Origin of the sequence: Marinobacter sp. (assembly GCF_041595835.1) — a bacterium.
Classification (GTDB): Bacteria; Pseudomonadota; Gammaproteobacteria; order Pseudomonadales; family Oleiphilaceae; genus Marinobacter.
In genome coordinates this window covers 1-12,833 of sequence record NZ_JBFHJO010000059.1, presented here as the reverse complement: position 1 = coordinate 12,833, position 12,833 = coordinate 1, and the positions used below count along the sequence as shown (strand labels likewise).

11 protein-coding genes and 1 pseudogene are annotated in these 12,833 nt (G+C 53.9%); 6 read left to right on the top strand and 6 right to left on the bottom strand.

The genetic code is table 11. The annotated features are described in order from the left end of the window. On the top strand, positions 1 to 990 hold a 990-nt coding region (locus ABYA77_RS13505), incomplete at its 5' end, for a hypothetical protein (protein WP_372966497.1). A 42-nt stretch (positions 991 to 1,032) separates the two neighbouring features. On the opposite strand, the gene ABYA77_RS13500 is transcribed toward ABYA77_RS13505, so the two are convergent. Beyond that, positions 1,033 to 2,205: a helix-turn-helix transcriptional regulator gene (locus ABYA77_RS13500; protein WP_372966496.1), complete on the bottom strand. Its 1,173-nt coding sequence runs from the start codon at positions 2,203 to 2,205 to the stop codon at positions 1,033 to 1,035. A 164-nt stretch (positions 2,206 to 2,369) separates the two neighbouring features. Between ABYA77_RS13500 and ABYA77_RS13495 the strand changes: the two genes are divergently transcribed. After that, the gene (locus tag ABYA77_RS13495) at positions 2,370 to 5,435 is read left to right on the top strand and encodes an EAL domain-containing protein (protein WP_372966495.1); all 3,066 of its coding nucleotides are present in this window, start codon (positions 2,370 to 2,372) and stop codon (positions 5,433 to 5,435) included. Between the two features lie 40 nt (positions 5,436 to 5,475). Here the strand turns inward: ABYA77_RS13495 and ABYA77_RS13490 are convergent, their stop codons facing one another. From ABYA77_RS13490 to puuE, 3 genes are read right to left on the bottom strand one after another with little or no spacing between them, the layout of a single operon-like run. Further along, positions 5,476 to 5,967, bottom strand: coding sequence for an ureidoglycolate lyase (locus tag ABYA77_RS13490; protein WP_372966494.1), 492 nt, complete (start codon positions 5,965 to 5,967; stop codon positions 5,476 to 5,478). 21 nt (positions 5,968 to 5,988) lie between these two features. Further along, entirely contained in the window at positions 5,989 to 6,837 is an 849-nt protein-coding gene (locus ABYA77_RS13485; RefSeq protein ID WP_372966493.1) for a bifunctional allantoicase/(S)-ureidoglycine aminohydrolase, read from the bottom strand. Next, positions 6,837 to 7,769, bottom strand: a complete 933-nt coding sequence (puuE, locus tag ABYA77_RS13480; RefSeq protein WP_372966498.1) for an allantoinase PuuE — start codon at positions 7,767 to 7,769, stop codon at positions 6,837 to 6,839. The genes ABYA77_RS13485 and puuE overlap by 1 nt, the downstream gene beginning before the upstream one ends. A 288-nt stretch (positions 7,770 to 8,057) precedes the next feature. On the opposite strand from puuE, the gene ABYA77_RS13475 reads away from it, so the two are divergent. Beyond that, the gene (locus tag ABYA77_RS13475; RefSeq protein WP_372966492.1) at positions 8,058 to 8,807 is read left to right on the top strand and encodes an aspartate/glutamate racemase family protein; all 750 of its coding nucleotides are present in this window, start codon (positions 8,058 to 8,060) and stop codon (positions 8,805 to 8,807) included. A gap of 27 nt (positions 8,808 to 8,834) precedes the next feature. Beyond that, positions 8,835 to 10,205 (top strand): NCS1 family transporter, encoded by a 1,371-nt coding sequence (locus tag ABYA77_RS13470; protein WP_372966491.1) that lies wholly within the window; start codon positions 8,835 to 8,837, stop codon positions 10,203 to 10,205. 104 nt (positions 10,206 to 10,309) lie between these two features. Here the strand turns inward: ABYA77_RS13470 and ABYA77_RS13465 are convergent, their stop codons facing one another. Beyond that, positions 10,310 to 11,062 carry a GntR family transcriptional regulator gene (locus ABYA77_RS13465; protein ID WP_372966490.1) on the bottom strand — a complete coding sequence of 251 codons (753 nt, stop codon included), beginning with the start codon at positions 11,060 to 11,062 and terminating at the stop codon, positions 10,310 to 10,312. A 274-nt stretch (positions 11,063 to 11,336) separates the two neighbouring features. On the opposite strand from ABYA77_RS13465, the gene ABYA77_RS13460 reads away from it, so the two are divergent. Both ABYA77_RS13460 and ABYA77_RS13455 read left to right on the top strand, forming a co-directional pair. Then, on the top strand, positions 11,337 to 11,522 hold the full coding sequence (locus ABYA77_RS13460; RefSeq protein WP_372966489.1) for a hypothetical protein: 186 nt from the start codon (positions 11,337 to 11,339) through the stop codon (positions 11,520 to 11,522). Positions 11,523 to 11,579: 57 nt separating this feature from the next. After that, on the top strand, positions 11,580 to 12,488 hold the full coding sequence (locus ABYA77_RS13455) for a bestrophin family protein (protein WP_372966488.1): 909 nt from the start codon (positions 11,580 to 11,582) through the stop codon (positions 12,486 to 12,488). 31 nt (positions 12,489 to 12,519) lie between these two features. Here the strand turns inward: ABYA77_RS13455 and ABYA77_RS13450 are convergent. Beyond that, a pseudogene (locus ABYA77_RS13450) lies at positions 12,520 to 12,833 on the bottom strand (ATP-dependent helicase); the annotation flags it as partial.

Below are 12,833 nucleotides of genomic sequence, written 5' to 3'. Positions count from 1 at the left end.
GGCGGTGGTGAATACGGGACTTACACATGGGACAGCATAACGGGCGAGCTCAACCTGTCCGTGATAAATGATTCCGATGGTAGTGGTGGGCTTGCAGGCAACAATGAAACCGCCACATGGAACATGAAGCTGGTGAATGGCGGCTTGCATCTCCATTCCGACCAGGAAAACGAGGACGTTATTTTTAACCCTGTTCGTAACGAACGAAACAGCCTCGTTGGCAGTTGGTACATAGGAGAAAACAATCGGACCGCCCACAACATTCTGACCATCCTCGACGATAGCAACTACGTCATTGCACACAGCACGAATACAGAAACCTACGGATCCAACCCGGTAGCCGTTTCCTCGGAGTGGGGCTCCTACAGTTTTAACGGAGACCACTTTACCGTAACCGATGTTGACGTTGATCTGGACGGCCCGGGCGGCCTGTACGACAGCCCAGTCCACGATGGCGACGGCCCTGTTGATGGCCCTGCCATTCTGCACCCCACGGGCGAGCTGACCATCACAGACAACGCAGACGATGAAAACACGTTCACGTTCAGGCGTATTGGACGGTATTCTGTGAAACTCCGGGATTTTGAAGGTGATACTCAGCTGGTCTACGTGAATGCACAGGAATCCTGGGACGAGGATGAAGACAGCATTCACTTCGTCTTCCCAGACCTGATCGAGCCCGGTTCACCAAACCGTTACGACCTGACGTTCTCGTCTGACCAGGTCATCACCGTCGATATGGGTACCGAAAACGAAGAACGCAGTGGTGTCATGTCGTTCGAGGGCAGTGGTGAGGACAATGTTGCCGGTACCTGGAACATAAACACCGCAGGAACTCTGGTCTTTACCGAAACCGACGGCACCTCTGGTGACTATGGACACTGGCGATTCCTGGCCTTGAACAGCTCCGAAATACTGATTCACCTTGATGGCGTCGGCTCTCTGGAACTTATGTTCATCGCCACTATCCCCCTATCGGAGAAAACCTAGCAGCAACTGAACTGAAGCCCGCCCTGAGCGGGCTTTGTCTTTTCAATCCAGCGCCCGAACCAGAGCGCCCACCAGCTCCGCCTGACGACGATAACCGTTTTTCGCCAACAGATTCTTCACATATCCCCGTACCGTATGAACGGACAGTTTCTCAGCCTCTGCCACTTCGCTGATACTCAGACCGTGCATCATATGCCCTGCAGTTACGGCTTCTGCACGGGTGCAATTGAACAAAGCCTGAAGCCGGTTCAGGTCAGGCTGCGTTTTCGGTGAAAATGAGATGAGCTCTACCAACGCTCCGTAATGACCATGCTCACTGCTTTCACCCTCCTGTATCATAGACAGGGGAGTCACACACATCGCAAGCCGTTCGTCATCAACTCGTTCAAACAAGGAGATCGTGTCCTGAACGCCAGTACGAGCGTTAAAGATACTGGTCAGAATGGCATCATTCAGTTGCCGGTTAAATCCTGAATTCCGGCTCTGCAATCGGGGGTCGTCTGTGCCCCCCAGGAACAGTCGGGGATGAGCATCAATTATGGCTCCGGCTGCGGAATTACAACGCACCACCCGCGCCATCTCATCCAGCACGATCATAGGCTTACTGATCTGATCCAGAGCCATCGACAACGTTTCATTCTGGGAGCTGGAGCGATAGATTTTATTGAAAAGCCCTACAGCATTCTCAATATGCGGCGCCAGCAAATTCATCTGCATCAACTCATTGGGCGTAAACTGGCCCTCGTCACGATGGCGGTTTGCGAGAAAAATCACTTTCAAATCAGCAGTCCGGCTCACCAGCATCCCGGCACTATCACCTAGCCCTGCTGCCTTCACCCATACCCGGGTTTCGTCGTTGACCACCTCAAGAAGATCAACATTCGGATCACAGCCCGTCAGGGAATCAAATTTACGCGGAGGCAGAGCACTGAAATGAAGCAGCGCCTCATCTTTTTGAACAAGGTCACTGTTGAGAAACCATTGCTCGAAGCCTTCCGGATAGCCATAAGTCCAGCCGTAAATCGCCCGGACCGGATTTTCTGCCAGCCCGAGAATTCCTCCCTGAAGGCAACGGAACCGATGCTTGAACTCATCAAAAAAAGGCTGAAAACCCTGGTTAGTGTGTAAGCAACGATACAAAGTAGAAACAAGGTGATTGTACCCATCAAACTCTTCATGACTGATGGGCAAAGAATCATTCATCATCTTAATCATCGGTTAAAAATCCGTTCTTATTAGCACCCTAATAATAAAATGAACCAACCCATAACTCACCCCCTGCTATACAAGCCTTGAGGTACATATATAAAGGCTTGTTATTTAATGTAACAACGACCAAACTGAAGACGCCAACTTTAGCCACAATGAGTCGTTATTTGATGCCTACGATGGGTCACAAGTCCGGAGCCAAAGCACCAACAACTCAAGCATCTCTTGTTTCTGCCGACAGAGGCATTTACAAGCAGGCACAGCTATACAGGGCATTCAGCGAGGTCAGTCAGGCCATACTTCGCATGCAGTCAGAAAAAAAGCTATTCCCCCTGGTCTGCACAAAGGTTGTTGAATACGGCGGTGTTTCTAAGGCCCAGATAAAACTGGCTCATCCCCAATCCAGACACCTGAAACCGAAAGCACAGGCACAGCGCAGCCAGGATCAGCCAGAAGACACAAAACAGCCAACCTGCTCCGACTTTTCCATTCTCCGTGGCGGCAACCCCTACGCCATTCTCTCTGTCTACCACGAGGAGGAAGACTTTTTCGACCCTGACACCTGCGACCTTTTTGACCGGCTATGCCGAGATCTCAGCTTTGCACTCGACAGCTTTGATCAGGAACAGGAGCACCGCAAAACCCTGAAAACGCTGAAAGCCAATGAAGGCCGCTTCCGGGCTTATTTCGAACAATCCATGTTTGGCATGGCTACCATCGGCGCAGACAAGCACTGGATCGAGGTAAATCAGGCCTGTTGCGACCTGTTAGGATACACATCTGAAGAGCTGGCCTCCATCACAGGGACGGAACTCACTCATCCTGACGACAGGGCAACCAGCAAAATCTACGCCCGGCAATTAGCTGAAGGCTCTATTGATAGCTACATACTTGAAAAGCGATACATCAGGAAATCCGGTGAAGTCATTGATGCTCTGACAGCCGCACGGTCAGTTCGCAACCCCGACGGCAGTTTTGCCTACGCCGTTATACTCATTGAGGACATTACACTCCGGAAGATGGCAGAGCGCCGTGAACAGATGCGGCGACAGGCACTGGAAATGGTTGCGCGGGGCGTTGCCCTCGAAAAGATCATGCTTCAGATTATTCAGGCTGCTGAAGAGATCTATCCGGATGCTATGTGTTCGATCCTCCTGCTGGACAAAAGCGGTGAACGTCTTGTGACCGGAGTCGCACCAAGCCTTCCGGATTTCTACAGCCAGGCTATCCTTGGCGTACGTATTGGCGAAGGCGTGGGCTCCTGCGGTACCGCCGCCTTTACGGGCAAACGTACCATTGTTGAAGACATCGCATCACACCCCTACTGGTCCGACTACAAGCAAGTAGCCCTTAAGGCCGGGCTCGCGGCGAGCTGGTCCGAACCTATTCTTGCAGCTTCCGGCAAAGTACTTGGAACCTTTGCTATTTACCGTCGCAAACCAGGCTCCCCTGACGACCAGGAAATCGCATTAATTGAAAGTGTCGCCATTCTGATATCCATCGTCATCGAACGAGCCCGCACCCAGCAAGAACTTCATCTTGCCGCTTCCATCTATAACAACAGCTGGGAAGCTGTCATGGTGGCTGCACCAGATAATACGATCGTAACAGTCAACCCGGCCTTTACCCGCATTACAGGCTATAGCCTTGAGGATGTCCGGGGAAAGAACCCCTCCATTCTCAGTTCCGCTCGTCACGACCGCAGCTTCTTTGATCGCATGTGGCAAAAGATTAATGAAAGCGGTTCCTGGCAGGGAGAAATCTGGAACCGTCGTAAGAATGGGGAGACATTTCCTCAATGGCTCAACATCAATACCATCCATGGCGAGGATGGCGAAGTTCAGCACTATGTGGCGATGGGATGGGATATCTCCCACAAAATCCGGTCAGATGAACTTATCTGGCGCCAGGCCAACTATGATTTTCTGACCGATCTGCCGAATCGCTACATGTTTCAGGACCGGCTTGAGCAGGAAATCCGCGCCGTTCAAAGAGAGGGTTCCCGACTGGCGTTGCTGTTCATCGATCTGGATCACTTCAAAGACGTCAACGACACGCTGGGACATCCGGTGGGTGACCAACTACTGATCGAGGCGGCAGAACGCCTCAACCGCTGTGTCCGGGGCTCTGACACTGTGGCCCGGATGGGCGGCGATGAATTCACCGTTATTTTAAGAGATCTGGCACACGCAATAGATGCCGAAACCGTTGCCGAGCAAATCATCAGCGAACTGGCTTTACCCTACATCATCAATAACGAAACCATCTATGCTACCGCCAGCATCGGCATTACCTTCTGCCCGGATGACGCTACCGATGTAGACCAATTAATCAGCAATGCCGATCAGGCTATGTATGCATCGAAGTCTGCGGGCCGCAACCGCACCAGCTACTTTACCCGCGCCCTTCAGGACTCAGCAAAAAACCGCCTTGCCCTGATTAACGATATGCGGGAAGCGATTCAGAAACAGCAGTTTGAACTGCACTACCAGCCAGTTTTCGAGCTATCAAGCGGGAAAATGGCCAAAGCGGAAGCACTGATACGGTGGAACCACCCGGAACGAGGCCTCATCAGCCCGGTAGAATTTATTCCCCTGGCCGAAGAGACCGGACTCATTGTAAGCATCGGTGACTGGGTCTTCCGCGAATCATCAACAGCAGCAAGACGGTGGCAAAAACAACGCGGGCAAGGCTTTCAGGTGGCCGTCAACATATCACCCGCTCAGTTTCAGAGCGACGCTCTCAGAATCGATGACTGGCTGTCATACATGGACAGCATCGGGCTTGACGAGCAATGGATCACCATAGAAATTACCGAAGGCCTGCTGCTGAACGCCAGCAAAGACGTAAAACACAAGCTTCTGCAATTTCGTGATGCCGGCATCCAGGTCGCCATCGATGATTTCGGGGTGGGATACTCAGCGCTCTCCTACCTCAGGCGGTTTGATATCGACATACTGAAGATTGACCAGTCCTTTATACGGAACATGGAAAATGAACCGAATGACCTCGCGCTCTCAGAAGCCATTGTCGTCATGGCCCACAAACTGGGTCTGAAGGTGATTGCCGAAGGTGTTGAAACCGAAGCCCAGCGCCAGATGCTGCTGGACATCGGCTGCGACTATGGCCAGGGTTACCTGTTCTCGCGCCCCCTTCCTGCAATCGAATTTGAAAAATTCCTTTTAAGTTCCAAAACTACAAATTCAAAGCCAGCCAAGTCCGTGCTTCAGGAATAACCTCTTAGTTAGAAAGATGCCGGACAGGTCCGATGAGTGATCAGGCCAGAGCGATGAGCATCTCAACCGGCAGCTCTTCGCAGTTATTCCCCGGTCCACCCCGGTCCACCACCAGAAACTCACCCTCACTCCCCAGCACCGAATGTACCGCATGCCATGTGCCTGCCCGATAGTTAACGCCCTGATGCCCGTCGGTAACGAAAGCCCGCACTGACTCCGGGTTAATGGCATCACCCGGCGGAGCCACCACAACCAGGAAACGCTCTCCATGCATGGGAATGAATGCCTGGCTACCCAGTGGGTGCCGCTCCAGGCAATCAACAACCAGAGGCACCTGAACCGGCTGGCTGACAAAAATACTGATCATAGGGCGACCGCCCTCGCCCAGAATCTCGACACCGGCCAGATCATGGTGGCGCTGGGTACGGCCACCGTTGATAGGAAACGACTTGGTAGCGTCCCGGCTATCGATCACGTCCCCAAAAAGCCTGAAGCTCTCAGCTGTCAAAGGCCGGGCAGTCAGTTTCAGCATGATTATTTTCCCGTTAATAACTCAGCGAGCGCCTGAACCATTAAGCTTCATGTGGCGGTTCACGTCTTTGTACAGCAGGTAACGAAAACGTCCTGGGCCACCCGCATAACAGGCCTGAGGGCAGAAAGCCCGGAGCCACATGTAATCACCGGCTTCCACCTCTACCCAGTCCTTGTTAAGCAGATACACCGCCTTGCCTTCCAGAACATAGAGACCATGTTCCATCACATGGGTTTCCGCAAACGGAATAACACCACCGGGCTGGAAGGTCACGATATTGACGTTCATGTCGTGGCGCATATCACTTTGATCCACAAAGCGTGTTGTCGCCCAGCATCCGTTGGTACCCGGCATTTCAGAGGGTTCAACATCCGCCTCGTTGGTCACGAATGCCTCTGGCAGATCGACACCATCAACCGCCTCATAGGCCTTGCGAATCCAGTGGAAGCGCACCTCTGAGGAAGATTCATTACGCACCTGCCAGTCACTGCCTGGTGGAATAAAGGCATAGCCTCCCGGAGCCATCTGGTGCTTTTCCCCTGCCAGGGTCAGGCTCAGCTCACCATCTACAACAAACAATACGCCTTCAGCTTCCGGATCAAGTTCCGGGCGGTCACTTCCGCCACCAGGCGCCACTTCCATAATGTACTGGGAAAAGGTCTCTGAAAATCCGGACAACGGGCGCGACAGAACCCACAGCCTGGTCTTGTCCCAGAACGGCAGATAGCTGACGACAATATCTCCCATCACGCCTTTGGGAATCACCGCGTAGGCTTCAGTGAATACAGCCCGGTCAGTGGTCAGCTGCGTCTGTGGCGGATGCCCACCGGTTGGCGCGTAGTAGGGAGAGTTATTGCGACTGTTGCTCATCAGAGTGCTCCAGAATCAGAAGGATGGTGTTCAGCCCAGTGCCGGGCAATATCCACACGCCGGGTCACCCAGACCCGATCGTGGGATTCAATATGATCAAGAAAACGCTGCAGCGCTCTGAAACGCCCGGGGCGCCCGACCAATCTGCAGTGCAGCCCAACAGAAAGCATCTTTGGAGTATCTTTGCCTTCTTCGTACAACACATCGAAGGCATCCCGCAGATACTCGAAGAAATGATCCCCGGTGTTGAAGCCTTGCGGGGTAGCAAACCTCATGTCATTGGTATCCAGGGTATAGGGCACAACCAGGTGCTTATGGGCCTTGCCCGCAGAATCTTCCTGGCTCACCCAGAACGGCAGATCATCGCCGTAGTAGTCGCTGTCATAGAGGAAACCGCCTTCATCCAGCAGCAACCGCCGCGTGTTCGGGCTGTCACGGCCGGTGTACCAGCCCAAAGGCTTCTCGCCATAGAGTTCCTGGAAGATCTGGATCGCACGTTGCATATGTTCGCGCTCAATGTCCTCGGGAACATTCTGGTAGTGGAGCCAGCGCCAGCCATGACAGGCCACTTCATGCCCCAGCTCCCGGAAAGCCTGAGCCACTTCCGGGTTGCGCTGTAAAGCCATTGCCACACCGAAGACCGTTAAAGGCAGCCCGCGGCGCTCAAACTCTTTCAATATCCGCCAGACCCCGACCCGGGAACCGTATTCATAGATGGATTCCATACTCATGTGCCGGTCGGGATAGGCTTCAGCACCCACAATTTCGGAAAGGAAACGCTCGGAGTGGCTGTCGCCGTGCAACACACAATTCTCGCCACCTTCCTCATAGTTGAGTACAAACTGCACCGCCACTCGCGCCTGCCCAGGCCACCGAACATCTGGCAATGCACGACCATAGCCAACCAAGTCACGGGGATACTCCGGGGTCATACTCATAGAATCGCGTCCTCAATAGGATCCGGCGGGGCGGATCATTATGTGGGTAACTCAAACCAATCTGGATTTTATTGTATACACAAATATATTTTTTTGTACAAATCATTAAAGTGAAGCACCAGTATTGAGGTCGAAAATTTTTCAAAAATCGGAAAAAATGCCCCAATCCAGCCTGAATCTCCGTATTTTTGCACCAAAAACTTGCAGCACATCCGGATCTTGCTTTAAATTGTGTACAATCTCGTATTGTATTGTCTCCACAAAATCCTCCACAGGTACACCATGCACATACAAATCATCAACCCAAACACCACTTGCGCCATGACCGAAACCATCGGCACCGCAGCGGAAAAGGTAGCGTCTCCGGGCACCCGTATCACCGCTACACAGCCTGAAAACGGGCCAGTTTCCATCGAAAGCCATTTCGATGAAGCCATCAGTGCTGTCGGCGTTGTTGAGGAAGTATTAGCGGGCGAGCGTGGTAATGATCCCGTCGACGCCTACATTATTGCCTGCTTCGGAGATCCCGGCCTGCTGGCTGCACGAGAACTGACACAAGCACCCGTGCTTGGCATTGCCGAAGCGGCATTCCATGTAGCCACCATGATCAGCACCCGTTTTTCCATTGTTACTACTCTTGGGCGCACTGGCATCATCGCCGAGCACCTGCTGGAGAGCTACGGATTCAGCCACCACTGCCGCCGGGTAAGAGCTGCAGAAATTCCCGTACTGGATCTTGAAGAACATCCTGACAAGGCGCTCCAACGCCTGGTGGATGAATGCCGAAGAGCCAAAGAAGAAGACAATATTGGCGCCATTGTTCTGGGTTGCGGCGGCATGGCCGATCTAACGGATGAAATTTCGGAAGCGGTTGGCCTGCCTGTCGTCGAAGGCGTAACTGCGGCCGTCAAACTGTCGGAAGCCCTGGTCGGACTGAAGTTGGGCACCAGCAAATACGGAGACCTGGCATTCCCTCGTCCCAAGCAGTTTGTTGGCCGTTTTGAAAATTTCTCGCACCTGAACAGCAAATAGAACAAGACATACACAACGAGGACCACCATGAGCACCCCTCAAGCACAGACCCAACTTCACAACGCCTATCAGGAAGCGCCCGAAACGGCCTCCAAGGCGCCCGGAGAAGAATCGCTCGCCCCCCAGACCACCCGTATCATGGGGAGAACGTCCTACCTGCTAGCCTGGTTCGGCGGCTGCGTTTCCATCGGAACCTTTACCATGGGGTCCAGCGTGGTTGGCACCCTGAATCTTCTTCAGGCCACGATTGCCATTGCCATCGGCTGCTTCATTATCGGCACGGCCCTGGCCCTCAATGGCGCAGCCGGTTACAAATACGGCATCCCGTTCATGGTTCAGGCACGCAGCGCCTTCGGCTTCGCCGGAACCCGCCTGCCAGGTCTTGTCCGGGCAGTTCCCGCTATTGTCTGGTACGGTTTTCAGAGCTGGATTGGTGCCGGAGCACTCAACATGGTGTCCACCACCCTGTTTGGCTATGACAACCTTGTGTTCTACTTCCTCGCGTTCCAGTTCCTGCAGATTGCTCTGTCAGTGATGGGTTTCCAGGGCATCAAGTGGCTGGAGAACGTAGGCAGCGCCTTTATTCTGGCGTCACTGGTGTACATGTTCTACAGCACTGTACAGCGTTACGGAGACACGCTGTCGGCCAACCTGCTGACAATGGAAGGCTCCTGGGGACTGCCGTTCTGGGGAGCTACCATGTTGTTCCTGGGCATTTACAGCACCATGATTCTGAACGTCAGCGACTATTCCCGCGAACACCAGCAGGGTACAGGGCCAGGCCTGATGACCACCATCTACTCCATGTCCATCCTGCCCTGCACCGTGTTCATGGGGCTGATTGGCTACATGGTTTCTGAAGCCACCGGTGTTGCTGACCCAATCCAGGTCTTTGCCAATGCCGTTGATAACACACCACTGCTAATGACCACCCTGATGTTCATCGCCTTCGCTCAGGTAACCACCAATGTGCTGAACAATGTGGTGCCCCCCACTTACGTTCTGATGGACGTGTTCAAACTGAGCTTCCGCAAATCAACCATCATCGTGGGTCTGCTGGCGTTTGCCACATTCCCCTGGGAACTGGTAAAAGACGGCTCCGCAGCCGGCCTGCAAATATTTGTGCAGACCTATTCCGCCTTCCTTGGCCCCATCTTCGCCATACTGGTAGTCGACTACTATCTGATCCGTGGCCGGGAGCTGAATCTGGATCACCTGTATAACCCCCACGGCCCCTATCAGGGCGTTAACTATGCAGCTCTGATTGCCACGGCTCTGGGAGCAGTGGTTGCCCTGAGTTTTTCTGCAGTGTCCTGGTATGCCAGTCTGATCCCTGCAGGGCTGAGTTACTACCTGCTCATGAAATACTGGCCTGCCTGCAAGCGTTTCTCCAACTGACCAGGCAACCAGCCACGGCAGGGCCAGACATTAATAGGTCCTGAACGGGGTTCCGGCCCCGACAACACCCCCCGGTTATCCGTGGGGGTGTTCACCCTTCCCGCCTAAGCATCCGATGCAAAAATATCCCTCAGATCCGGCGCTTCCTCCGCCTCATCAAACATCGATAGTGACGATTCAATCGACTTCAGGTGCCGCTTCATAAAGTCACGGGCCCTGACACCATCTCCGTTCGCCAGCAGATCAATCAGATTCTCGTGATCATGGGACTCACAGCCCAAGTGCCCGGAATGCCCGTACACGGCCAGAATCAACGAAGAACGGGAACACAACTGGCTTACGAAACCCGCCAGCGTATGGTTGCCAGACAATTCCGCAAGACGGGCATGAAAAGCGGCCGAAAGCTTGATGGCCGTGCGCTGTTCGCGATTCCGGAGCGCTTCCTGCTCCTGGTTTGCCATGTCACGCAATTCCTCCACATCGGCTTCAGTCATTCGTTTTGCCGCCGCTTCCATCAAGGCGCACTCCACCAGCAGACGCGCTTCAAATACATCTTTCGCTTCTTCCACAGAGGGGCGAGTCACGCTGGCACCACGACGCGGAGTGAGAGTAACCAACTGTTCGAGCGCCAGCCGCTGCAACACCTTTCGAATACCGGTCCGGCTGACACCAAAAACATCGGCCAACGCATCCTCACGTAGTCGCGCGCCCGGCTTCAGCCGATGGCCTATGATCGCCTCGGAGACAGATTCATAGATGGCACTCAGGTTTTTATCTCGAGACCCCTTCCCCGCCGCGCCAGAAGATTGTTGCGAGCCCGCCCCGTTAGATTCAGCAACCTGCCTACCACTACTCATCAAGTTCTCTCCTGATTAAAATCCAATATCGCCCCATATTGTATACGCTCTGCGCTCTGCAAAGAGGAGTGTTTTGACACCAGGGATTCCCGAAATACCCATCACAGTGACAAAAAGGTTGCAGAAAACCGGCTGATTCGGGAATCTTCAGAACATAAACCCGAACCCGACGGGGCCTCCCAGGCGAGCCATCTCGTTTATTCTGGTTGACGGATCACCCTTCAAGGTCCTGAATGGATATGACACAACACAACATCTTTCGGAGGGAACACACATGAAATGGCTGGTACTCGCTATTATTGTCGCGATTGTGGCAATCTGGTTATATCGGGGCAAACGCAAGAATTACACCGCAGAGCCGGAAGTTAAAACCTTCGACGAGAAGGATTTTTACCTCACATCCAATGACAACACCTCAGACAACGAATCCTCCCCCGACAAAAACAACCCTCGTCACTGAGTGGTTGCCCATTTTCCGGCCGAAAAAGCCTTCGCCACGGTTTGGAGACCTGTTTTAATGATTATCCGCAATCGCCCGGGTGCCTTTGGGCTAATGCTTGCCTGGAAAGGCTCTGTGGTTCCCCACATCCTTCCACAAGTCATTTCCATCGGGCTGTTTTCCGCTGTAGTGACCTGGGTTTCCCGCCACCACTATCTGGATGGCATTGTCGAGTACACCCTGTTGCCGTTCACCATCATGGGCATGGCGCTGTCTATCTTTCTGAGCGTGCGCAACAGCGCCACCTACGATCGCTGGTGGGAAGCACGCAAGCAATGGGGCCACATGGTCTACGAGATACGAAGCCTGGCCAGGGCCAGCGGTATCTATCTGAGCAATGAACGGCGCAAAGAGCTGCTGATGAGATGCCTGGCCCATACCCATTTGCTGCGGGGCCAGTTACGGGAAGAAGATGTGAGGGCCGACCTGCCGCCTTCCCTTTCCAGTATTCTGGTAGAAAAAGCCCTGAGTACCAAAAACCCCGCCGCCTATATGCTACACAGTGCCGGCGAACTGATTGCAGAAGCCCATAAAGCAGGCGATCTGGACTCAATAGCGGCAGCGGCTCTGGACCGGCACCTGCACGGTCTGGCGGGTATACAGGCATCCTCGGAACGCATCGCATACACACCGCTGCCGTTTGCCTATACCCTGCTGGCGCACCGAACTGCCTACATATACTGCTACATGCTGCCATTCGGGCTGGTGGGTGTGGCCGGGTGGTTTACGCCCGTATTCGCGGCGGTGGTGGCCTACACCTTCTTCGGACTGGACAGACTGTCAGAGCAACTCGAATTCCCTTTTGGCCGCCACACCAACGACCTGCCCCTGGACGCCATATGCCGGGGCCATGAAATCAGCATTGCCGAAGCCCTGGGGGAACCGGCACCGGAAGCCTTGCAGCCAGTGGATTATCAGTTGTTATAAAGAAAGCCTCTTGCTCCGGGGTTAACCGGCTTCAGGCTTCATACGCCCTGCGATAACTGCCCTGGTAATCAAAGATCCGCTCCTGCACCTGCCAGTAGTGCTTCTGTTTGCGGGCAATGACAAAGTCCGGTGCCGGTAGGCGGGCCTGCACTTCAAGCACCTCTTCAATCCGGCTGAACTCTTTCGGGGCCTGGCCACTGGCGAAGCGGCGGCCGAACAGGCGGTTGAAAACGCGGCGCTGGGCCGGACGGCTGAAATCGAAGGATTCGCCGAGTTCTTCCCCGTCCTCACCGTGGTAGGTGATTTTCAGCCTGCTGTCGGGTTTGTCTTTATGGACGCTCAAGG